22 protein-coding genes and 1 pseudogene are annotated in these 22,617 nt (G+C 64.5%); 15 read left to right on the forward strand and 8 right to left on the reverse strand.

Annotation, left to right across the window (positions count from 1 at the left end; genetic code table 11):
- Window positions 1-3: 3 nt before the first annotated feature.
- Window positions 4-669 carry a hypothetical protein gene (locus tag FZI91_RS11460; RefSeq protein WP_155939161.1) on the reverse strand — a complete coding sequence of 222 codons (666 nt, stop codon included), beginning with the start codon at window positions 667-669 and terminating at the stop codon, window positions 4-6.
- A 48-nt stretch (window positions 670-717) separates the two neighbouring features.
- Here FZI91_RS11460 and FZI91_RS11465 point away from each other — a divergent pair, with 48 nt between their 5' ends.
- Together FZI91_RS11465 and FZI91_RS11470 are read left to right on the forward strand one after the other, a co-directional pair.
- Entirely contained in the window at window positions 718-1,329 is a 612-nt protein-coding gene (locus FZI91_RS11465; RefSeq protein ID WP_155939494.1) for a maleylpyruvate isomerase family mycothiol-dependent enzyme, read from the forward strand.
- A gap of 19 nt (window positions 1,330-1,348) precedes the next feature.
- On the forward strand, window positions 1,349-1,891 hold the full coding sequence (locus FZI91_RS11470) for a GNAT family N-acetyltransferase (protein ID WP_155939162.1): 543 nt from the start codon (window positions 1,349-1,351) through the stop codon (window positions 1,889-1,891).
- A 24-nt stretch (window positions 1,892-1,915) separates the two neighbouring features.
- Here FZI91_RS11470 and FZI91_RS11475 read toward each other — a convergent pair whose 3' ends face one another.
- Both FZI91_RS11475 and FZI91_RS11480 read right to left on the reverse strand, forming a co-directional pair.
- A complete protein-coding gene (locus FZI91_RS11475; protein ID WP_162525627.1) occupies window positions 1,916-2,146 on the reverse strand; it encodes a hypothetical protein in 231 nt (76 codons plus the stop codon).
- Window positions 2,147-2,204: 58 nt separating this feature from the next.
- Window positions 2,205-3,011 (reverse strand): annotated as a pseudogene (locus tag FZI91_RS11480) (ferredoxin reductase); the annotation flags it as partial.
- 112 nt (window positions 3,012-3,123) lie between these two features.
- Here FZI91_RS11480 and FZI91_RS11485 point away from each other — a divergent pair.
- Window positions 3,124-3,786, forward strand: a complete 663-nt coding sequence (locus tag FZI91_RS11485; RefSeq protein WP_155939163.1) for a TetR family transcriptional regulator — start codon at window positions 3,124-3,126, stop codon at window positions 3,784-3,786.
- A gap of 12 nt (window positions 3,787-3,798) precedes the next feature.
- Here FZI91_RS11485 and FZI91_RS11490 read toward each other — a convergent pair whose 3' ends face one another.
- Window positions 3,799-3,960: a hypothetical protein gene (locus FZI91_RS11490; RefSeq protein ID WP_155939164.1), complete on the reverse strand. Its 162-nt coding sequence runs from the start codon at window positions 3,958-3,960 to the stop codon at window positions 3,799-3,801.
- Window positions 3,961-3,982: 22 nt separating this feature from the next.
- Between FZI91_RS11490 and FZI91_RS11495 the strand changes: the two genes are divergently transcribed.
- Complete coding sequence (locus FZI91_RS11495; RefSeq protein WP_155939165.1) at window positions 3,983-4,678, forward strand: guanylate cyclase; 696 nt, start codon at window positions 3,983-3,985, stop codon at window positions 4,676-4,678.
- 51 nt (window positions 4,679-4,729) lie between these two features.
- Here FZI91_RS11495 and fdhD read toward each other — a convergent pair whose 3' ends face one another.
- The gene (gene fdhD, locus FZI91_RS11500) at window positions 4,730-5,554 is read right to left on the reverse strand and encodes a formate dehydrogenase accessory sulfurtransferase FdhD (protein ID WP_162525626.1); all 825 of its coding nucleotides are present in this window, start codon (window positions 5,552-5,554) and stop codon (window positions 4,730-4,732) included.
- Entirely contained in the window at window positions 5,547-7,886 is a 2,340-nt protein-coding gene (locus tag FZI91_RS11505; RefSeq protein WP_375234344.1) for an FdhF/YdeP family oxidoreductase, read from the reverse strand. The genes fdhD and FZI91_RS11505 overlap by 8 nt, the downstream gene beginning before the upstream one ends.
- A 274-nt stretch (window positions 7,887-8,160) precedes the next feature.
- Here FZI91_RS11505 and FZI91_RS11510 point away from each other — a divergent pair, with 274 nt between their 5' ends.
- The 5 genes from FZI91_RS11510 to FZI91_RS11530 all read left to right on the forward strand — a co-directional run bounded on the left by FZI91_RS11510 (window position 8,161) and on the right by FZI91_RS11530 (window position 14,222).
- A complete protein-coding gene (locus tag FZI91_RS11510) occupies window positions 8,161-10,122 on the forward strand; it encodes a 2-oxoacid:acceptor oxidoreductase subunit alpha (RefSeq protein ID WP_155939168.1) in 1,962 nt (653 codons plus the stop codon).
- A complete protein-coding gene (locus FZI91_RS11515; protein WP_155939169.1) occupies window positions 10,119-11,216 on the forward strand; it encodes a 2-oxoacid:ferredoxin oxidoreductase subunit beta in 1,098 nt (365 codons plus the stop codon). Before FZI91_RS11510 ends, FZI91_RS11515 begins: the two co-directional genes overlap by 4 nt.
- 799 nt (window positions 11,217-12,015) lie before the next feature.
- On the forward strand, window positions 12,016-12,336 hold the full coding sequence (locus tag FZI91_RS11520) for a transglycosylase family protein (protein ID WP_155939170.1): 321 nt from the start codon (window positions 12,016-12,018) through the stop codon (window positions 12,334-12,336).
- Between the two features lie 78 nt (window positions 12,337-12,414).
- Window positions 12,415-12,981: a molybdenum cofactor guanylyltransferase gene (gene mobA, locus FZI91_RS11525; RefSeq protein WP_155939171.1), complete on the forward strand. Its 567-nt coding sequence runs from the start codon at window positions 12,415-12,417 to the stop codon at window positions 12,979-12,981.
- 5 nt (window positions 12,982-12,986) lie between these two features.
- Window positions 12,987-14,222, forward strand: a complete 1,236-nt coding sequence (locus tag FZI91_RS11530; RefSeq protein ID WP_309224056.1) for a YibE/F family protein — start codon at window positions 12,987-12,989, stop codon at window positions 14,220-14,222.
- Here the strand turns inward: FZI91_RS11530 and FZI91_RS11535 are convergent.
- Window positions 14,219-14,887: a VOC family protein gene (locus FZI91_RS11535; protein WP_155939172.1), complete on the reverse strand. Its 669-nt coding sequence runs from the start codon at window positions 14,885-14,887 to the stop codon at window positions 14,219-14,221. The genes FZI91_RS11530 and FZI91_RS11535 overlap by 4 nt on opposite strands.
- A gap of 9 nt (window positions 14,888-14,896) precedes the next feature.
- Complete coding sequence (locus FZI91_RS11540; RefSeq protein ID WP_155939173.1) at window positions 14,897-16,081, reverse strand: FAD-dependent oxidoreductase; 1,185 nt, start codon at window positions 16,079-16,081, stop codon at window positions 14,897-14,899.
- Between the two features lie 128 nt (window positions 16,082-16,209).
- On the opposite strand from FZI91_RS11540, the gene FZI91_RS11545 reads away from it, so the two are divergent.
- From FZI91_RS11545 to ndk, 6 genes are all read left to right on the forward strand, one after another.
- On the forward strand, window positions 16,210-16,782 hold the full coding sequence (locus FZI91_RS11545) for a DUF937 domain-containing protein (protein ID WP_155939174.1): 573 nt from the start codon (window positions 16,210-16,212) through the stop codon (window positions 16,780-16,782).
- Between the two features lie 231 nt (window positions 16,783-17,013).
- Window positions 17,014-17,280, forward strand: a complete 267-nt coding sequence (locus tag FZI91_RS11550) for a hypothetical protein (protein WP_155939175.1) — start codon at window positions 17,014-17,016, stop codon at window positions 17,278-17,280.
- Window positions 17,281-17,303: 23 nt separating this feature from the next.
- Window positions 17,304-19,943, forward strand: coding sequence for a valine--tRNA ligase (locus FZI91_RS11555; RefSeq protein ID WP_162525624.1), 2,640 nt, complete (start codon window positions 17,304-17,306; stop codon window positions 19,941-19,943).
- Window positions 19,940-21,379, forward strand: coding sequence for a folylpolyglutamate synthase/dihydrofolate synthase family protein (locus tag FZI91_RS11560; protein WP_155939176.1), 1,440 nt, complete (start codon window positions 19,940-19,942; stop codon window positions 21,377-21,379). Before FZI91_RS11555 ends, FZI91_RS11560 begins: the two co-directional genes overlap by 4 nt.
- A gap of 56 nt (window positions 21,380-21,435) precedes the next feature.
- Window positions 21,436-21,810 (forward strand): DUF4233 domain-containing protein, encoded by a 375-nt coding sequence (locus FZI91_RS11565; protein ID WP_155939497.1) that lies wholly within the window; start codon window positions 21,436-21,438, stop codon window positions 21,808-21,810.
- A gap of 10 nt (window positions 21,811-21,820) precedes the next feature.
- Entirely contained in the window at window positions 21,821-22,231 is a 411-nt protein-coding gene (gene ndk, locus FZI91_RS11570) for a nucleoside-diphosphate kinase (RefSeq protein ID WP_162525623.1), read from the forward strand.
- Window positions 22,232-22,617: the final 386 nt, after the last annotated feature.

Raw genomic sequence — 22,617 nt, forward strand, 5'->3', positions numbered from 1 at the left:
GCCCTACAGGTTATTGAACGTCAGGCCGTTACGCGTTTGAGCAGCGCCCGAATCAAAGTCGTCTTGGGACGGAATGGGGTTGCACCCGCTGTTTTGATCGGGTGATCTCGTGAATGAGTGGACGGTGATCAGATACGAGTTTGTTGCAGTGCGGACGGCGATCTCGCGGTGCGCCTCCTCGTCGATGCAGCAGACCGTGCCATCGTCGAGTTGATTGGCGCCGCGTACTCGCTGATACCAAGACGGGTAGCCCTGATAATCCGCCTGCGAGCTGTCGACCGTACCGGATCGTCGTTGACTGTTCCGTGACCAGTTTTCGCGGAGATCGGGAGTGATGTCGGCGTTGGTCGACGACTTCGCGATGTAAACAACCAGATGGCTAGAGGCAGTTGCGGCAACGCGTGACTGAGAAAGAGCAACCAACGGATTGGATGGAATCTCCGCTGGCTGCCAACCATCTGCGGTGCGCAGTACAAGTGCAAGATCGCCGGCATCTTTCAGCTCGATGGACTTCGTGTCCTTGGGGGTGCTCATCGTGATCATCCATTGCCCGCGGCCATAGGGCCCCGAGCACGTCTGCGCCGTCGGATCCGCGTGGACCAGCGCCGGGGTAATGGCGACGACGAGGACGGCGACCGCGCCCGCAATCCCGAACTTTGTCCCGATCATGACGGGATCCTAGTTGGGCAACGGCGGTAGCCTCTATGCGTGAGCACGATGGAACTGGCCCGTGCCGAGCGGCGTGACTTTACGAACCTGCTGGAGGAACTGACTCCCGAGCAGTGGGATGCCCCATCGCTCTGCACCCAGTGGCGGGTGCGCGATGTGGTGGCGCATTTTGTCGGTTTCGAGGATCTCAGCCGCGCGGCGATGGTGCCGCGTTTCATTAAGGGTGGGTTCAACCCGAATCGTATAAACGCCACCCGGCTCGCCGAACTGTCCGGGCTGAGCCCTGAGCAACTTGTGGAACGGGTGCGTGCCAGCGAGACTCCGCGCGGGCTCACCGCAGGGTTCGACGGTCGGATTGCTTTGCTGGACAGCATGATCCACCAGCAGGACGTGCGGCGTCCGCTGGGAATCCCACGTGTAATTCCCGAGGACAGGCTGCGGGTGGCCATGGACTTCGCGACGTGGGCGCCGTTGGTTCGGGGTTTCTGGCGTGGCCGGGGAGTGCGGTTGGTGGCCTCCGATATGGACTGGACGTTCGGACGGGGGTCGGAGGTGACCGGGCCGGCGGAGGCGGTGCTGATGGCCATGGGCGCACGCGCCGACGCGCTTAAGGATCTCGATGGTCCAGGTAAATCGACCCTGGCGCAACATATTTCGTAACCCCAGTAAGCTGGAAGAGATGTCTACCGAGTTCATGAGCCAACCGACACTCGAGGGGCCAACGCTCACCCTCCGTCCGTTGGAAGAAGACGACCTTGAGCCGCTGCACCGCGCCGCCAGCGACCCGCTGATCTGGGCGCAACACCCGAGCTCAGACCGTCACGAGCGGACGGTGTTCGAGAAGTGGTTCGCGGAAGCTCTGGCGGCGAAATCCCTTGTCATCATCGATCACTCGACGGGGGAGATGATCGGGTCTTCCCGTTTCTACGAGTGGGATCCGAACAAGCGTGAGGTCGCGATCGGCTATACCTTTATCACCCGCGAGTACTGGGGTGGCACGGTCAACGCCGAACTGAAGACCCTCATGCTGGATTACGCGTTCATCAACGCCGACCTGGTGTGGTTCCACGTGGGTGCAACCAACCTTCGGTCTCAGAAGGCGCTCGCCAAGATCGGTGCTCACGAGCATCATCGGCAAAAGCGGGTAGGCAGCAACGACGTGCCGGAGGACTACGTGTACTTCACCATCACCGCCGCTGACTGGCGCGAAGCGTCCGACTGAGCGCCGCGCTCATCGTTGCCTGGGTCAGCGCGGAGCCGGGTCCTCGTCGACCTCGGACGTCGTACGAAACTCGTCCTGCTCGGCCCGTTTGGCTGCCTCGCGCATCTCGAAGGCATCGGTGGCGATCTCGCCGATCTGCCTCGTGACGTCACCGACCGCCCCCGTGATGATCTTGGCGATCTCCCCGATGTGCTCGGCGGTCGAGGACACAACCTCCTGCGCGAGGTCCTTATTGCGTTCGAACTTGCTCACCACGTCGCCTAACTTACGCTTCGACCGAGCTTTCGCGCTCGTCGACGACGATCACGGGGTCGAACTCCTCGGTGTGCAGCCGGTCGGCCAGGCCGCGCCCGGTGTAGAGCTCGGTGACCGCCTTATGCAGTGCCGGCGGTCCGCACAAGAAGGTCTGCGCGTCCGCGTACCAGGGCGCGATGGCCTCGAGCTGACCGGCGCTGAAGTGGCTGCCCCCGGCGCGGGTGTACTCGATGTGCGCCGTCACCGACGGAACCTCGCCCAATGCGGCCAGTTCACCGGCATACGCGTTGTCCGCGGGTGTCGGGGCGTAGTAGAGCACCGCGAGCTGGCCGGGGTACCCGTCCCCGACGAGCGTTCTCGCCATTGAGAGAACGGGTGTAATCCCGCTTCCGGCGGCGATCAGCACGGTCCGAATGGGACGCGGCGCGGGGAGCGTGAACGTCCCTGCGGCCTGAGTGAGGGTGTAGAGGTCGCCAACCGCGGCGTGCTTGTACAGGTAGTTGGACACCAACCCGTCGGGGCGGCGCGCGATGGTGAGCTCGATGATCTCGCGGCCGGTATCGGCGCAGGACGGCGAGAAGCGTCGGACATGCGGGATGCCGTCGATCGCGACGCTCAATTGTACGAACTGACCTGCGTGGAAGCCCTGGAACTGGCGAGTGGTACGCAGGGTCAGGGTGACCGAGCCGGTGGTGCGACGCTGTACCCGGATGACCCGGGCACTGGCCTCTTCCCCGGTGATCTTCGGGTCAACCAGGTCGAGGTGCCGGTCGACGGAGTGTGGGGTGAGGGCGGACGAGACTAGCCGGCCCAATGAGGACTCCGGGGTCAGGATGCGTCGGGTGACTTTAGTTATAAATGTCATTCGAACTCCCTCCTTAAGTTAACGAATGTACACTCAAATTGTGAACGATGACGCCCCCGTTAAGTCAAGCCGCAATCGCCGTGTCGGTTATCGCAGCGTTAAGGTGGCCGCTATGGCCAGTCGTCATGGGCAGGGACCTCACGTTGCCGTCTCGGTGCGTGGTGCCTCGGTGCGGCGTGACTCGGTCCGGGGCGAGCAGAAGCTGCGCACCCGCACCTCGTTGATGGAGGCGGCTCTCGAACTCTCGCGCACACAGGGGTTCTCGGGATTGAGCCTGCGTGATGTGGCCCGCGGTGCGGGAATTTCGCCGACCGCGTTCTACCGGCATTTCTCTTCGCTCGATGATCTGGGCGTGGCGCTGGCCGAAGAAGGCATGCGCATCGCCCGGGGGATCGCTAGGGAAGTACGTCGGCGTGAACCGGCGACGGTGTCCGAGGCCATGAACATCCTCGCTGAACAGGTGCGGGAAAACCCTGATCAGCTTCGATTCGTCGTCACCGAGCGCTACACCGCACCCACCGAGGTGCGGCGTGCGGTGAGTATCGAGATGCGGTTGTTGGCTGGAGAGTTGGCCATCGATCTGGCACGTCGCGATCAGATGCGCCTGTGGGATTCGGCCGACCTCACCACCGCGGCGAATCTCCTTTTGTCGATCGCCGCCAACGCGGTAGCGGAACTGGTGCAGCCCGACACCGACACCGGTGAGGTGGTTGACGGCGCTACCAGCGCGCTGACGATGGTGTTCGTCGGTCTACAGAACTGGCGGTCCAGCTAGCTGGTGGCTTCGCTAGTCGCGACGCTCCGATTCGCCCAGGCGCTGATGTAGCCGGTCGCGGATTTCCTCGACGGTGTACGCCTGACGTCGGCGTTGATCGCGGACGACCAGCACGCCTCCCGCCGCCACCCCGACGGCCCCTGCGAGCCCGAGCCACTTCCACATGTTGGCCATCGGTCCAGGCTACGGTGCCAACATGACCGAGCGCAGGAGTGCGTCGATTGAGGAAGCGCTTGATGCGACACGGACCGGCGACATTTGGGTGTTCCGCGGACGGTCGGGCCCAGATCGTCTGATCCAGACGCTGTCGAACAGTCCGGTCAACCATGTTGGCATGACGCTGACGATCGACGACCTACCGCCGCTCATGTGGCACGCCGAACTCGGCAACAAACTCACCGATGTATGGACCGGGGATAACCACCGGGGTGTGCAATTGCACGATGCGCGCGAGGCGATCGAGCGTTGGGCGCAGGTATACGGGCAGCGGTGCTGGCTTCGGCAGTTGAGCCCGCGGGTGAGCCGCGAGCAGGAGGACGCGGCGCTGCGTGTGGTGGCCCGGATGGATGGCACGCCGTTTCCTGCTACCGCACGGTTGACGGGTCGCTGGATGAGGGGCCGGCTCCCCACCGTGAGCGACTGGACACGCGGAATTCCCTTCGTGCACAAGAAGGTTCGTGAGGTGGCCGAGCGCGACAAGATGGAACACCGCCAGGCGGGGTTGGAGACCGCGTTCTGCGCCGAGACGGTGGCGATCACCTACGAGGAGATGGGTCTCCTGATTACCGAGAAGCGGTCGAACTACTTCGACCCGGGATCGTTCTGGAGTGGGGACGCCCTGCCGCTAGCGCCCGGTTATGCACTGGGCAGGGAGATCGCCGTCGAGGTCTGATCTGCGTTCGCCGGCTTCACATACCGACTTCGGGTGTGGCGTGGCCGCGGATCATGTCCGCACCCGGTCCGCTCGCGTGTAGACGTTCATGCTGTCCTCTCGCAGGAACGCGACGAGGGTCATCCCGGACTGTGCCGCGAGATCAACGGCGAGCGATGACGGTGCCGAGACCGCGGCCAGGATCGGGACCCCGGCCATGGTGGCTTTCTGTGCGAGCTCGAAGGACGCCCGGCCGCTCACCAGCAGCACCGTTCCGGTCAGCGGCAGCCTGGTGTTCTCAAGTGCCCACCCAATGACCTTGTCTACCGCGTTATGCCGGCCGATGTCCTCGCGCACCACCATCATGGTGCCGTCCGTGGTGAACAGCGCCGCCGCATGTAGCCCGCCTGTGGACGCGAAAACCTTTTGTGCCGAACGAAGTTTGTCGGGTAGGCCAACCATCGTGTCCGTCTGGATTGTGGACGGGTCGTCGCCGGGGGAGAAGCGGCTAATGGTGCGCACCGCGTCCAGTGAGCCCTTGCCGCAGACGCCGCAGGACGAGGTGGTGTAGAAGTTTCTCGTCACCGCCGGGTCAGGTGCGGGAACTCCGGGAGCCAACGTGACATCCAGGACGTTGTACGTGTTCAGGCCGTCGGGGCCCTCGCCCTGGCAGTACCGCACCGTCAACAGATCGTCGCGGCCTGCGATGACGCCCTCGGTGAGTAGGAATCCTTGGGTGAGTTCGACATCCGACCCCGGGGTGCGCATGGTGACCGCCACCGCCCGCCCGTTGACCCGAATCTCCAAGGGTTCTTCAACGACGAGCGTCTCGCTACGGTCGTTGCTTCCGGCACCCTCGATGCGCGTGATCTTGCGCCTATCGGTGACCCTACCCACCGTCGCGGGCCTCAAGCCGAATCACGACTGCCTTGGACACCGGGGTGTTGGACCGCTCTGCGACGTGATCCAGGGGCACAAGCGAATTGGTCTCCGGGTAGTACGCGGCGGCGTTACCGCGCGGAGTGGAGTATGGCACCACCAGAAAGTCGTCGGCTCGCCGTTCTTGTCCCTCCCACTCGGATACCAGGTCTACCCGCGAACCCTCGGACAACCCGAATGCCGCAAGATCTTCCGGGTTGACGAAGACCACCCGCCGGCCGCCCTTGACACCGCGGTAACGATCGTCAAGGCCGTAGATGGTGGTGTTGTACTGGTCATGGCTGCGTAGCGTTTGCAGCACCAGCCGGCCCGCGGGCACCGGCACCCACTCCACCGGCGCCACTGAGAAGTTGGCCTTACCTGTGTGGGTGGGGAATTGGCGTTCGTCACGTGGCGGGTGCGGCAACGCGAATCCATCCGGTTGGCGGACCCTGGTGTTGTAATCGGTACACCCGGGTACGACCCGTGAGATGGCATCGCGGATGGTGTCGTAGTCGTCGCTGAACCGCTCCCACGGCACCGGGTGCTCGGGCCCCAGGACGGTCCGTGCCAGCTCGCAGACGATGGCGACCTCGCTGCGCAGCAGCGTGCTCGGTGGATGCAGACTGCCCCGTGACAGGTGCACTATGGACATCGAATCCTCCACAGAAACAAGCTGTTTCCCGGTTTTCTGGATGTCCCTGTCGGTGCGCCCGAGGGTCGGCAGGATGAGTGAGGTGCCGCCGTTCACCAGGTGACTGCGGTTGAGCTTGGTGGAAATCTGCACCGTCAGGGCACAATTGCTCAGCGCCGCCTCCGTGACGGCGGTGTCGGGGGTTGCCGAGGCGAAATTGCCGCCCATGCCGATGAATACCGACACCCTGCCGTCCCGCATGGCCCGGATCGCATCGACCGTGTCCAACCCGTGCTTTCGGGGGGAGGTGATGCCGAACTCGGAATCCAGTGCGGCCAGGAATTCTTCGGGCATCTGTTCCCAGATGCCCATGGTGCGGTCGCCCTGAACGTTGGAGTGGCCCCGCACGGGGCACACCCCGGCGCCCGGCTTGCCGATCATGCCGCGCATCAACAGCAGGTTGGTCGCTTCGCCGATGGTGGCCACCGCATGCCGGTGCTGGGTAAGTCCCATCGCCCAGCAGAAGATGGTGCGCTGTGATTTGGCGAGCATATCGGCGACGGTCCGCAGCTGGGGCATGTCGATACCCGTTGCCTGGGTGACGGTTTCCCAGTCGACCGTCCGCGTCCGTGCGGCCCATTCCTCGTATCCAGCGCAGTGCTCTTCGATGAACTGTCGGTCGACGATGGTGCCCGGGTTGGCGTCTTCGGCCTCCAACAGCAGCCTGCCCAAGCCGGCGAAGAGCGCCATATCGCCGCCGAGGCGGATCTGCACGAACTCGTCGGCGATGGCCACGCCGTGACCGACCACCCCGTTGACCTTCTGCGGGTCCTTGAACCGGAGCAGCCCGGCTTCGGGGAGGGGGTTGACGGCAATGATCTTGGCGCCGTTGGCTTTCGCCTTCTCCAGAACCGACAGCATGCGGGGATGGTTGGTGCCGGGGTTCTGGCCAGCGATGAGGATGACGTCGGCATGCTCGATGTCGGGTACCGAGACCGAGCCCTTGCCGATGCCGATGGAGTCGGTCAGCGCGGTGCCCGACGACTCGTGGCACATGTTCGAGCAGTCGGGCAGGTTGTTGGTTCCCAGGCTGCGGACCATCAACTGGTAGCAGAATGCTGCCTCATTACTGGTACGTCCCGAGGTGTAGAACGCCAGTCGGTCCGGGTCGGCCGCCGCGGTGATCTCGCTGGCGATGAGTGCATACGCGTCGTCCCACTCGATGGGCCGGTAGTGCGATTCGCCCGGACGCAGCACCATCGGGTGGGTGAGGCGACCTTGTTGGCTGAGCCAATATTCGGGTTGCTTACGCAGGTCCTCGACGGAGTGCTGGGCGAAGAATTCTGGGGTGACGGTGCGCGTGGTCGCCTCTTCGGCAACCGCTTTGGCCCCGTTCTCGCAGAACTCCGCGAGTTTGCGGTGCCCCGGAGTTTCGGGCCAGGCACATCCCGGGCAGTCGAAGCCGTGACGCTGATTCACCCTGGCCAGAGTGGCGACGGTACGCAGTGGTCCCATTTGTTCGATGCCGCGTTGCAGGGAAACTCCCACCGCGGTCATCCCCGCGGCGACGTCCTTCGCCCCGGTGACTGCGATATGGGGTTCCCCTGCCTCGTCGGGTTGGGGTGCGCTGCCCTGGCCAAAGCCGTCACCAACCCTCGGTATCCGGTGCCCGGTCATGGTTCTCATTCTGGACCCGCTGCGGGCGTCCCGGTGTTCCAACCCCCGATTGGTCGTCAGGTTCAGGAGCGCCAACGGGCAACCAAGCAGATGCTTGGCTGATCTTTGTGATTTGCCTCACGTCTACTCGTCGGTAGTGACGCAACGGCACTGGCCAGGCGGCAAGCATGGTCTTGACGGGTGTCAAGTTTCGGGCGCGCAGGTATGCCCCCGTCAAGGTCAGCGGTGTGAAAGTGCAATAATCGGTACCGAGAGTGACAGAAAACTCTGCTGAATGGTGGCGTACGTACCGTCACCGCCAGAGTTCGTCGTGAAAGGTAGGTCACCGGTGGGCGACGGAGCCGTGTCGGAGAAGCTGGAAAAGGTCGTCATCCGGTTTGCTGGAGACTCAGGTGACGGTATGCAGCTCACCGGAGACCGATTTACCTCCGAGGCCGCCGTCTTCGGCAATGACCTCGCCACGCAGCCGAACTATCCCGCCGAGATCCGTGCTCCACAGGGCACGCTGCCCGGCGTTTCTTCCTTCCAGATCCAGATTGCCGACTACGACATCCTCACGGCGGGCGACCGGCCCGACGTGCTGGTGGCGATGAACCCGGCGGCGCTCAAGGCCAATATCGGCGACCTGCCGCGCGGCGGCATGGTGATCGCGAACTCCGACGAGTTCACCAAGCGGAACCTGGCCAAGGTCGACTACCAGTCTGATCCGCTGGAGCACGACGACATGTCGGACTACGTGATTTATCAAGTACCGATGACCACCTTGGCGCTCGGTGCCGTCGAGTCCGCCGGAGTCTCGAAGAAAGACGGTGCGCGCACCAAGAACATGTTCGCGCTCGGGCTGCTGTCCTGGATGTACCACCGTCCGTTGGAGGGCACCGAGCAGTTCCTGCGCGAGAAGTTCGCGAAGAAGCCTGATGTGGCCGAGGCCAACATCCTGGCCTTCCGGGCCGGCTGGAACTACGGCGAGACCACCGAAGCCTTCGGAACCACCTACGAGGTGGCCAAGGCAGCGCTGCCGGCTGGTCAGTACCGGCAGGTCTCGGGTAACACGGCGCTGGCGTACGGCGTCGTGGCCGCGGGCCAGCTTGCGAAGACCCAGGTGGTACTCGGTACGTACCCGATCACCCCCGCATCGGACATCCTGCACGAGCTGAGCAAGCTCAAGAACTTCGGTGTGCTGTCGTTCCAGGCCGAGGACGAAATTGCCGGAATCGGTGCGGCCCTTGGTGCCTCGTTCGGTGGCGCCCTCGGTGTCACCAGCACCTCCGGTCCCGGCGTTGCGCTCAAGAGCGAGGCCGTGGGTCTGGCGGTCATGACCGAACTGCCACTGTTGGTGATCGACGTGCAGCGTGGTGGCCCGTCCACGGGACTGCCCACCAAGACCGAGCAGGCCGACCTGTTGCAGGCCCTCTACGGCCGCAACGGCGAATCACCCATCGCGGTGCTGGCCCCGCGTTCGCCTTCGGACTGCTTCGACATCGCCGTCGAGGCGGTGCGCATCGCGCTCACGTACCGGACCCCGGTGATGATCCTGTCCGACGGAGCGATCGCCAACGGTTCTGAGCCATGGGCCATCCCGGATATTGCGAGCTATCCGGCGATCGAGCACACGTTCGCCACACCGGATGAGGACTTCGCGCCCTATAACCGCGACCCGGAGACGCTGGCACGCCAGTTCGCCGTGCCCGGTACCCCCGGGCTAGAGCACCGTATCGGCGGTCTAGAGAAGGCCAACGGCTCGGGCAACATCTCCTACGATCCGGCCAACCACGACCTCATGGTGCGGCTGCGTCAGCTCAAGATTGACGGAATCACGGTGCCGGACTTGGAGGTTGACGATCCATCCGGTGACGCCCAATTGCTGATGATCGGATGGGGCAGCTCGTACGGCCCCATCGGTGAGGCATGCCGGCGTGCTCGCCGCAAGGGCCTCAAGGTGGCTCACGCCCATCTGCGTCATCTCAATCCGTTCCCGAACAACCTGGGCGAGGTGCTGCGTAAGTACCCGAAGGTCGTTGCGCCGGAAATGAACCTGGGTCAGCTGTCACTGCTACTGCGTGGCAAGTTCCTGGTGGACGTGCAATCGGTGACGAAGGTGCAGGGCATGGCCTTCCTCGCCGACGAGGTCGAAGAAATCATCGATGCGGCCCTGGACGGGTCGCTCGCCGAAAAGGAAAGCCAGAAGGCCGTTCTCGCACGCGAGTCTGCGGTGGCCATAGGGGATCGAGCATGACCGACGTTTTGAACGAAACCAGCGAGGTCAGTGGTCTGGCCGGTACCGATCTGGGGCTGACTGCGAATGCATTGGTGCCCACCACCGATCAGGAGCAGAAGTCGAAGGACTTCACCTCCGACCAAGAGGTGCGCTGGTGCCCCGGTTGCGGTGACTACGTCATCCTCAACACCATCCGCGGCTTCCTGCCCGAGCTCGGCCTCAAGCGCGAGAACATCGTGTTCATCAGCGGTATCGGCTGCTCCAGCCGTTTCCCGTACTACCTGGACACCTACGGCATGCACTCGATTCACGGGCGTGCTCCGGCCATTGCGACAGGCCTGGCGCTGGCCCGCGAGGACCTGTCGGTATGGGTGGTGACCGGTGACGGTGACGCGCTGTCCATCGGCGGCAACCACTTGATCCACACGCTGCGCCGCAACGTGAACCTGACGATCCTGCTGTTCAATAACCGGATCTACGGCCTCACCAAGGGGCAGTACTCGCCGACTTCGGAGACCGGCAAGGTCACTAAGTCGACGCCGATGGGATCGCTGGACTACCCGTTCAACCCGGTGTCGCTGGCGCTCGGCGCCGAGGCGACGTTCATCGGACGCGCCCTGGACTCGGACAAGAAGGGTCTGTCGGAGGTGTTGCGTGCCGCGGCAGCGCACCGTGGTTCGGCGCTTGTCGAGATCCTGCAGGACTGCCCGATCTTCAACGACGGATCATTTGATCTGTTGCGCAAGGACGGGGCCGAGCAGCGCGTTATCAATGTGCACCACGGCGAGCCGATCACCTTCGGCGCCGAGGGTGAACTCTGCGTCATCCGTTCCGGTTTCGGCCTTGAGGTGGCCAAGACCGCCGACGTGAAGGCCGAGGACATCGTGGTGCACGACGCGCATACGGATGATCCGGCCTACGCCTTCGCCTTGTCCCGGTTGTCCGAGCAGAACCTTGAGCACACCGTCATGGGCGTGTTCCGCAGCGTGCAGCGGCCGAGCTATGACGACCTCGCACGCGAGCAGGTGGCCGCCGCCAAGGCTGCCAAGCCTGGCGACACGGCCGCATTGCAGGCGCTGTTGACTGGTCGCGACACCTGGACTGTCGGCTAGTTCGACGGTAAATCCGTTCGGCGGCTGGGTTTTCCGCCGCGTGGTGCTTAGTCGCTTTGCTCATGCGTCGAGTGTGAGCGATGGGGCGTGAAAAGTCTCGAGTGTGAGCGCCGGTGCGCACACTCGGCGTGTGGTGCGGTTCGCCGTGAATCCGAATTCGTTGACACCCCATGCCTTTCGGGTGACCCCATCGCGCATTCGAAGCGCTGGTATTCAATTCTCCTTTCCTTTTCATTCCATTCTGTGGCAATTGGCAAACTCTGATGCTTGTGATGCCAATGTGATTAGAGTTAATTTGTCAATTAGCCACGCCGCATGTTGTTGAAGTTTCTACCGTGACCAGTGTGATTTGCTGATTCGTGGTGTGGGTCACAATATTGCCGTGATCTGACTCACTAGTGCCAGGTAGACGGCACTCTAAGAGATCCTGAGAATTTCGTAAGTGACCTGGGGTTAGTCGCTGGAGATTCACTCCGTGATTGTTTCGTGATTGGTTTGGTATCTGCGTGTCGCAGGGTGACTTTCGCTGGGGCCTTCCGTACCGTCCCTCAGGTCAACAAAGCGGAGCAAAACTCCGCACCGTGAACCCCGTGTGTAAATGGGACCAGGAAGGCCGCTAGGCAGTCCTTGGCAGCCGGCGAGAGTACGAGCCGGTGGGGCAGCAGCCGCCTCCCTTGTCGCGCCCGACCGAGACGGCGCGATCCGACCAACTGTGTCCACCTCTCACGAGGTGTGTCCAAACCCGCCGCGGTATCCGCAAGCGGGTGGTGTTCGGTGCGTACCCGGCGAGAGGAAAGACATGAATTACATCCGCAAAACGCTCACCACAGCGGCCATCACCGGCGCGCTCGTCGCGGCTCCGATGGCACTGGCTGGAACAGCGAGTGCGGATCCGGTCAACTGGGATGCCATCGCCAACTGCGAGTCCGGTGGCAACTGGGGTATCAACACCGGAAACGGCTATTACGGCGGCCTGCAGTTCAACATGGGCACCTGGCGTGCCAACGGCGGCGCCGGCTCCCCGCACCTCGCCTCGCGCGAGGAGCAGATCCGGGTTGCCGAGAACGTGCTGAACCGTCAGGGAATCGGCGCGTGGCCCGTCTGCGGACGGCGCGGCTAGCCGCAGAACCACCTCAACAGCCGCGGACACCAATCAAGGTGTCCGCGGCTGTTGGCGTCTGTGCGTACCTTTCTGTCTATGGATCAACTCGCGGCCGTGGTGCTCACCGGGGGAGGCTCACGCCGCATGGGTCGCGACAAGGCGACCATCCGCTGGGGTGGGGCCACCCTGGCCCAACGCACCGTGCGGACGGTGGGCTCACGCTGTGCACCGGTGATCGTGGTGCGCGCCCCGCACCAGGACATCGGAGATCTGGAAGTGGTCGCCATCGAGGACCCGCAGCCGGGGCAGGGGCCGCTGGTCGCGATGGGGCAGGGCTTGCGGGTCGCCGCGGAACGGGGAGCGCGCAGGGCCTTTGTCTGTGCCGTCGACATGCCCTTGCTCGCCCCGGCGCTCATCGATGAACTCGCAACTGGTGGCGGTCGGATCACGCTTGCCGCGGCCGGCGGCCGGGATCATTACCTGGCGGCCATCTATGACGTAGGCCTATGCGACATCATTGATGAGTTAACCGCTTCCGGGGAACGCCGGCTCGGCGTGCTTCTCGACAGCGTTGATGTGCAACGAATTTCGATATCCAACCCCAACTGGGTCGTCAACGTGAACACGGAAGCGGACCTGGCCGCGCTGCCACCTCTACCCTGACAGGCGTGTCGCATTCGCATACCCATTCCCACGTGATGCCGACGGGGCCCGCTCCCTTCGGTTCCACCGCCGCACGGCTCGTGGTTGGACTGCTCGCCGCGATGGGGATCGCGGTCCTTGTCGGGCTCGTGGCATTGTGGCCTGAGCATCGCACCGTGGACATTCCGTTGCCCTATCAGAATTCCCACGGCGGCGCCGTCACCACCGAGTCGGGCCAGGTGATGTCGACGCGTATCGGCGAGTGCGGCAGCCTGTCCACCGGGCAGGTGCTCACTGCGGACCCCGTTCCGGGGCAGACGCCGGAGTCGAGCTGTGCCCTCGACGTCATAGCCATCAGCTCCGGACCGAACTCGGGTGCCAAGACTCAGCTGGAGTTCACCGCAGGTGGTGGGCAGCCGACTCTCACTGCCGGAGAACATATCCGGATCACTCGGCAGGTTGACGCGCAAGGCGCCACCACCTACAGCTTCTACGACTACGAACGCACCTGGCCGCTGGCTGCCGTTGCCGCGGCCTTTGCGATCGTCATCTGCCTAGTGGCGCGCTGGCGTGGATTGCGAGCGTTGGTGGGCATCGTGGTGGCATTCCTGGTGCTGGCCGTGTTCCTGCTTCCCGCGTTGCGTGACGGCGGTCCCGCGTTACCGCTGGCCCTGGTGGCGTCGGGGCTGATCCTGTTCGTCGTCATCTACCTCGCGCACGGAGTGAGCATGCGCACCAGCGCGGCACTGCTGGGCACCCTCGCGGCGATGTTGTTCGCGGCGGGACTTTCCTGGGCCGTCATCGAATTGACGCATCTGACCGGCCTGTCCGACGAGCAGAACAATGAAGTCGCCGCCTACATGGGTGGGGTGTCCATCTCTGGGTTGCTACTCGCCGGGTTCATCATCGGTTCGCTTGGCGTGCTCAACGACGTGACCGTCACCCAGGCCTCGACGGTCTTTGAACTGGCAGAGCTCGGCGATGGTTCCACCCGTCGGGACGTGTTCCTTGGCGCTATGCGGGTCGGACGTGATCACATCGCCAGCACCGTCTACACGCTGGTGCTGGCGTATGCCGGGAACTCCCTGCCGCTGCTGCTGCTGTTCAGCGTCGCGAATCGCTCCCTGGGCGATGTGCTGACGAGCGAGGGCGTGGCGATCGAGATCGCCAGATCAGCGGTCGGTGGCATTGCCCTGGTGCTGTCGGTTCCGTTGACGACTGCGATCGCGGCAGCCTTGGCGACGCCGGGCAAGGCGGCCTAACCGAACGCGCAGAACTCGTTTCCGTCTGGGTCGACGAGCACGGTCCAGCGGATATCGGTGTCGGGGCCGCGCAGTGCACGGGCTCCGTCATGCACCAGCTCGGCGGCGTCGGCCCGCACATCCCAATGCCAGCGGTTCTTCACCACGCGTTGGTCGGGAACGGGCACGAACTTCCAGATCAGATCGCCCCATCCGGCGCCACCATGCAGCCACCGCAGCTCCCCATTGGAGCCGGGTGTCAGCGTGCCGCCAACGAGACCATGCCACCATTGGGCGATCTCGACGGGTTTGTCGCTATCGGTGCATACTGCGAAGAGGCGTGCGGGCGTATCGCTTTCAAGGTCCGGATCGAGAAATGCGCAGAACTCGTTGCCTTCGACATCGGCCATCAGGACCCATTCCGGTTCGTCTGCGAGCGCCGTTGCGCCCAGCGCGGTGAGGTCCTCGACGGCGCGTGCATACACATCGAAATGCACGCGGTTCTTGACGGCCTTGGGCTCCGGGACGCGATTGATCCAGATGTCCACGTCTTTGCCGCGCCGGATCAGCGCCTCGCCGGCCTCGTCGATATCGACCTCCCCGCCGATGGCGGCGGCCCAGAACTTGGCGACGGGCACGGGCAGCGTCGCGTCGATGCAGAAGTCCTTGAGGCTGGCGCTGGGCATAGGCGAATCCTATGGGCGGCCGAAGGGCCTCGCCGATTTCTCGACTGTTGTGCATGCGTCATATCCGGCGATGCCCTGTAATTGCCGCCAGAACAACGATGCGGGGATCCGCCCCGATGCCTTCAGCAGCAGGCCGCTCAACCCCGCGGGCCGCGCGTACGTCGCGTGACCGATCTGGCGGCTTCGGTTGACCACCGCGCGGGTGCGGGACCTTCGCCGGCGCGCATACTCGCGGAAAGCGCTTGGTAGAGAAGACCGCCCAGAGATCTGAGATACCGCCGCGCCGAGTACCGCGGCGTCTTCAAGGGATTGGCACCCGCCCTGGCCTAGGTGTGGGCGCATGGGGTGCGCCGCATCGCCCACCAGGACCACTCGCCCGCCGGTGACCCGGCGCAGACGTCCCCGGTCGAAGATGTCGCCGCGCAGCACCAGCGACTCGTCGCTCTGGCTCAGCAGGTGGGGGATGGGGTCGGCCCATGAGCTGAATTTCCGTGCCAGGTAGGCGATTTCGCCGTCGGCGGCACGTTGTGCCTCAAGCGATCGCTCACCGGCGAACCAGTAGGTGCGACCGCCGGACATCGGCAAGTGTCCGAACTCGAGACCCGGTCCCACGGTGAGTCCCGCCAGCTCCGCGGGTACCTCGATATCGGCGATTCCCCGCCAGGCGGTGTATCCGGAGTACCGGAACGCGAGCGGCCCGTTGAGATACTGCGCCGCGAGTGATCCGATCCCGTCCGCACCGATGACCGCGGATGCGGTGAGTGACTCGCCGTCGGCCAGCTCCACGGAAGTCCCATGCAGCCCGTCTCGAACGCTGGTCACTCGGGCCCCGTAGCGGACGGTTCCCGGCCTGAGTCGGCTCGCCAGAATCGCGAGGAGTTGATTGCGTTCGGTCACGGCGACGGGCTCGCCGATCGCCCTGGTGAGCTCGCCGCGGGGAGGCTCTCGCAGGATTCGACCGTCCTGCCAGCGCAGCATGCCGGCCTCCACTCGCGCACTCGCATCACGCACGTCGGCGCCGACGCCTAGGGCATCGCAGGCCGCTAAAGCGTTGGGCCACAAGGTAATCGCATAGCCAGCGGAAGTGCCGTCTCGATCATCGAGTACCACGACGTCCCGACCGGACTGCTGTAACGCGACTGCGGTGGCAAGGCCGGCGATCCCGGCGCCAACCACGACGATGTGGTCGCTCATAGCTCGAACGGTATGGGTGGACCCCACAGGGGTAAAGGGTCTGGGTCTGTGATGTTCGGCATTCGTTTACTCGGGACTGATCTGCTTGGCTAAGGTTCACCAAACCAGACATCTCTAGGAGGAGACCCATGGCCACTCTCGATGAGCTACTCAGCGAGATTCCGACCGATCAGATCGCCGCGCAGCTCGGTGTGGACAACGAGACCGCCGACAAGGCGATCAAATCCGTGGTTCCGCTGCTGGTAGGCGGCCTGCAGGCCAACGCCGACGACCCGGACAAGGCCGCCGATGTGCAGGCCAACGTCAATGGAGCCGACCAGGTCTCCGGTGACGCCGTGGTGGCATCGCTGTTCGGCGACAACACCGCCGATGACGTGGCAGTCAAGCTGTCCGGCGCCGGAGCCGGCAACAGCGACCTGATCAAGCAGCTGCTGCCGATCCTGGCTCCCATCGTGCTGGCCTTCGTCGCCAAGAAGCTCACCGGCGGCGGTGCACAGGCCGCACCCGCTGAGGCGCCCGCGGCCAGCGGCGGCGGCATCGGCGACATCCTGGGCAACATCCTCGGCAGTGCCGTTGGCGGCGGAGCGGCCCAGGGAGGCAACAACCCGCTCGGCAGCATCCTGGGCAGCGTGCTCGGCAGCAAGGGCGGAAGCGACGCGCTCGGCAGCATCCTCGGCGGGCTGCTCGGCGGCAAGAAGTAACCACGCAACAGCACACGGAACCACCCGGAGCCTTACGGCCCGGGTGGTTCCGTCGTGTGATGGCCCGTCCACCCGGATGGATTCTGCTGGGGGCCGCCGTGTTGGTGTGCGGTGCCGCTCTGTGGGGAGCCTCCTATCCGGGTGGTGACTTCCTGCTCTTGATACTGGTGGGCTACCTGGTGGCGGCGATCGCGATCGTGTGGGTACTGCGCACGTTTTCCCACCTACGCCATGCGGGCATCCGGTCATGGGCTCGATACGACCGCATGGCGTCGGGTGGTGGCGGTCCCCATCGTCATGGCGATCACGATGCTGGTTGTCGGTTTCGAGGTTCCGATGCGTGTGCGCTTTGAACAGGCGCGCGGCGACTTCGAGGGTGTCGTTAGGGCCATCAACGAGGGCGTGGGTACGCCCACTCGTCGGCAGCTGGCACGTATTCAGCGCCGATATGTTCTGAGCCGCTCGGCGCGCGAAAATGCCCGTGGGAAAAGGGCGTGACCGGCAACCCTAGAATCTGATGGGTGACCCAAAGCCCTGACACGAACGCCGCCAGCTCCCTGCCCACCTCGTGGGACCCGGGAGCGGTAGAGGCGGACCTCTACCAGGGCTGGGTCGATGCCGGATATTTCACGGCCGACCCCACCAGTGACAAGCCCGGCTACTCGATCGTGTTGCCACCCCCCAACGTCACCGGCAGCCTGCACATGGGGCACGCGCTCGACCACACGCTCATGGACGCGCTGACCCGCCGCAAACGCATGCAGGGCTATGAGGTGCTGTGGCTGCCGGGTATGGACCACGCAGGCATTGCCACCCAGTCCGTGGTGGAGAAGCAGCTCGCCGCCGACGGCAAGACCAAAGAGGACTTCGGCCGTGAGCTGTTCATCGAGAAGGTGTGGGACTGGAAGCGTGAGTCCGGCGGCACCATCGGCGGCCAGATGCGGCGGCTCGGCGACGGTGTCGACTGGAGCCGCGACCGGTTCACCATGGACGAGGGCCTGTCCCGTGCGGTGCGCACCATCTTCAAGAAGCTGTTTGACGCCGGACTGATCTACCGCGCCGAACGGCTGGTCAACTGGTCACCCGAGCTGAAGACCGCCATCTCCGACCTGGAGGTGAAATACGAAGAGGTCGAGGGCGAACTGGTCTCCTTCCGGTACGGCTCCCTCAACGACAGCGAGCCGCACCTGGTGGTGGCCACCACGCGGCTGGAGACGATGCTGGGGGACACCGCCATCGCGGTGCACCCCGACGATGAGCGGTACCGGCATCTGATTGGCACCGAGCTGCCGCATCCATTCCAGGACCGCAGCATCCCTATCGTCGCCGACACCCACGTCGACCCCGAATTCGGCACCGGTGCCGTCAAGGTCACCCCCGCACACGATCCCAACGACTTCGAGATCGGACTGCGGCACGGCCTGTCGATGCCGACGATCATGGACATCCACGGCCGGATCTGCGACAGCGGAACGCAATTCGACGGTATGGACCGGTTCGAGGCGCGGGTCAAGGTCCGCGAGGCGCTGGCCGAACAGGGCCGCATCGTCGCCGAGAAGCGCCCGTACCTGCACAGCGTCGGACACTCGGAGCGCTCCGGGGAGGCCATCGAGCCGCGTCTGTCCCTGCAGTGGTGGGTCAAGGTCGAGTCGTTGGCCAAGGCCGCCGGTGATGCGGTTCGCAGCGGTGACACCGTGATTCACCCGGCCAGCCTGGAACCGCGCTGGTTCGCCTGGGTGGACGATATGCATGACTGGTGTATTTCCCGTCAGCTGTGGTGGGGCCATCGCATCCCGATCTGGCATGGTCCGAACGGCGAGATCGTCTGTTTGGGGCCCGACGAGACCGCACCCGAGGGCTACGAGCAGGACCCGGATGTGCTGGACACCTGGTTCTCCTCGGCGCTGTGGCCGTTCTCCACCATGGGTTGGCCCGAGGCCAGCCCGGAGCTGGAGAAGTTCTATCCCACAAGCGTTCTCGTCACCGGATACGACATCCTGTTCTTCTGGGTGGCGCGCATGATGATGTTCGGCACCTTTGTGGCCGGGGATCCGGCACTGGGCGATGCCCGCGTCCCATTCCAGAACGTCTTCCTACACGGCCTGATCCGCGATCAATTCGGTCAGAAGATGAGCAAGTCCAAGGGCAACGGTATTGACCCGCTGGATTGGGTGGAAGGTTTCGGCGCCGACGCGCTGCGCTTCACCCTGGCCCGGGGTGCCAGCCCCGGCGGTGATCTGTCCGTCGGGGAGGACGCCGCGCGCGCTTCACGCAACTTCACCACGAAGTTGTTCAACGCCACGCGTTTTGCGCTGATGAACGGTGCCGCGCTGGGGGCGCTGCCCGCCGCAGACGAGCTCACCGATGCCGATCGGTGGATCCTGGGGCGCCTGGAACAGGTGCGGGTCGAGGTGGACAGGGCGCTGGATCGCTACGAGTTCAGTGTGGCCTGCGAGGCGCTGTACCACTTCGCGTGGGACGAGTTCTGTGACTGGTACCTGGAATTGGCGAAGGTCCAAATGGCCGACCGCCCCGACGGCACCCGCGTGGTGCTCGCGACGGTGCTGGACACGCTGTTGCGGCTGCTGCACCCGGTGATCCCCTTTGTCACCGAGGTGCTCTGGAAGACCGTCACTGGCCAGGAGTCAGTGGTAATCGCGGCATGGCCGACAGACTCCGGCGTGGAGCTGGATAGCGTTGCCACACAGCGCATTGCCGATATGCAGAAGCTGGTGACCGAGGTTCGGCGGTTCCGCAGCGACCAGGGGCTTGGTGACCGGCAGAAGGTTGCGGCGCGTCTTGCCGGAGTCTCGGAGGCCGGATTGGACGGGCAGCTGGCCGCGGTGACCTCGCTGGCCTGGCTGACGCCGGCCGAGGACGGGTTCAGCCCGACGGCATCGGTCGAGGTGCGGCTGTCCGGCTCCACCGTCACTGTCGAGGTGGATACCTCCGGCACCGTTGACGTCGAAGCCGAGCGCCGCCGACTGGAGAAGGATCTGGCCGCGGCTCGCAAGGAACTCGACGGCACCACAAGCAAACTGGGCAATGACGCGTTCCTGGCCAAGGCGCCCGACGCGGTCGTCGACAAGATCCGCGCCCGCCAGCAGGTGGCTTCCGAAGAGGTCGAGCGGATCACCGCCCGTTTGGCGGGGCTGCGATGACGGAGCTGCCCGAGTTCTCCGAACCCTCACCCGACGAGATTGCGGCCCTGCTGCAGGTCGAGTACCTGCTTGACCAGCGGTGGCCGGAAACCAAGATCGAGCCGTCGACCGACCGCATTGTCGCGCTGATGGAGCTACTGGGTTCACCGCAGCTCGCCTATCCATCGATCCACGTTGCCGGGACCAACGGCAAGACCTCGGTGACGCGGATGATTGATGCGCTCTTGGTCGCGATGCACCGGCGCACGGGCCGCGCTACCAGCCCGCACCTGCAGTCCGCGGTCGAGCGCATTGCCATTGACGGACAACCGATCTCACCGGCGCAGTACGTGGAGACGTACGCCGAGATGGAACCGTTCGTGGAAATGGTCGACAGGCAGTCGCAGGAGCAGGGCGGGCCGGCGATGAGCAAGTTTGAGGTGCTCACCGCCATGACCTTCGTCGCGTTCGCGGACGCCCCTGTTGATATCGCCGTGGTGGAGGTCGGGCTCGGTGGGCGCTGGGACGCCACGAACATCATCGACGCTCCGGTTGCCGTCATCACCCCGATCGGTATCGACCACGTCGAATTCCTGGGATCGGACGTAGCGACGATCGCCTCGGAAAAGGCCGGAATCATCAAGCGGCACAAGCTCGACGCTATGACCGGCGAAGCCGGTGCCGACACGGTGGCCGTGATTGCGCAGCAGACCCCCGAGGCCATGGAGGTGCTGCTGCGCCAGACCGTGGAAGCGGATGCTGCGGTGGCCCGGGAAGGCTCGGAGTTCTCGGTGGTGTCCCGGCAGGTGGCCGTCGGTGGACAGATGCTCGAACTGCAGGGTCTTGGCGGGGTGTACTCGGATATCTTCCTGCCCCTGCACGGCGAGCATCAGGCGCATAACGCGGCGGTCGCGTTGGCGGCGGTGGAGGCGTTCTTCGGCGCGGGCGCCGAGCGTCAGCTCGATATCGATGCCGTGCGAGCGGGTTTCGCATCGGTGATCGTGCCGGGACGGTTGGAGCGCGTGCGCAGCGCGCCCGCGGTCTTTCTGGACGCCGCCCACAATCCGCACGGTGCGGCGGCCTTGGCCGACACTCTGCAATCGGAATTCGACTTCCGGAGTCTGGTCGGCGTCATCAGTGTGATGGCCGATAAGGACGTCACCGGAATTCTTGCCGCGCTCGAACCGGCCTTCGACCAGATCGTGGTGACGCACAACGGTTCTCGGCGCGCCATGGATGTGGAAGAACTGGCTGCGCTGTCGATTGAAATCTTTGGCGAAGACCGCGTTGTCGTCGCACCCACATTGCTTGACGCCGTGGAAACCGCCACCGCGATGGTGGAGGAAGCGGCCGAAGATGGGGGAGCGGACGGCTTTTCGGGTACCGGCATTGTCATCACCGGATCGGTTGTCACCGCGGGCGCCGCGCGGACGCTGTTCGGAAAGGATCCACAGTGAGCAATCCAGAGGGTGGAACGCCACCGCCTGATCCGTGGCGCAGTTTCCGCGGGGTAATGGCGGGCACGCTGATCCTGGAGTCGATTGTGGTGCTCCTGGCCGTCCCGGTGGTCAAGATGGTCGGCGGCGGGCTGACACCGTTTTCGCTGACCTACCTCGTCGCGGTCGCCGTGGCCATGATCCTGCTGTGCGGTATGCAGGGTCGGCCCTGGGCGCTGCAGGCCAACTTGGCGCTGCAGGTGGTCCTGGTCGCGGGATTCTTCGTCCACGCCGCCATCGGCTTCGTCGGGCTACTTTTCCTTGGCGTCTGGCTGTTGATTTGGTACATGCGCAACCAGGTCCGCGACCGTCAACGGCGGGGCGAGCTGCCTGGAGCCGCGGGGCCGGCGACATCCAAGCCGGGTCAGCAGACACCCCCTACCGACCAGTAGGCTGTCGCCCGTGACTGAGCGGACGCTGGTTTTGATCAAGCCCGATGGTGTGCGGCGGGGACTTGTCGGTGAGGTGCTGAACCGGATTGAGCGCAAGGGCCTGACGTTGGTCGCCCTCGAGCTTAAGAACGTCAGCGAGTCGCTGGCCCGGGCGCATTACGCGGAGCATGAGGACAAGCCGTTCTTCGGCTCGCTGCTCGACTTCATCACCTCCGGACCTGTGGTGGCGGCCGTACTGGAGGGGCCGCGTGCCATCCCCGCGTTCCGCCAGATCGCCGGCGGCACCGACCCGGTGGAGAAGGCTGCGACCGGCAGCATCCGTGGCGACTTCGCTTTGGAGACCCAGGAAAACCTGGTGCACGGATCCGACTCGCCCGAGTCGGCAGCGCGGGAGATCGCGCTCTGGTTTCCCGCCCTCTGACCCAATCCCTCTGAACTGAATCCGCGAGTGTGCGGTTTGCGTCGGTTTCCCACGAAATCTCGACGTAAATCGCACACTCGTTTGGGTTTGTGACCATGCGGATCGCGCGGGTTGACGGCCTGGTGCCCGTCGTCTGATTCGTATGGGATACTGAGTGTGGGCCACGGCACTTCAACCCCACTAGGGGCTGGCCGGAAGCCCGAATGACGGCACGGCGAGCGCGACTGCCAGCATAATCGGCATTGCAGCACGTCAAGCCATCATTCCAGCCAGGCACTGAGTGGGTTCGCAGTTGCGGATCGCTTGGAGCGAGACCACACAAACCCGGACCTAGCCCGGGTACATAGAGAGAAAGCCCTCGCGTGGCCGCGTCGAATGACGCGCCC

It is taken from the genome of Mycobacteroides sp. CBMA 271 (genome assembly GCF_009729205.1).
In the GTDB taxonomy this organism is placed as follows: domain Bacteria; phylum Actinomycetota; class Actinomycetes; order Mycobacteriales; family Mycobacteriaceae; genus Mycobacterium.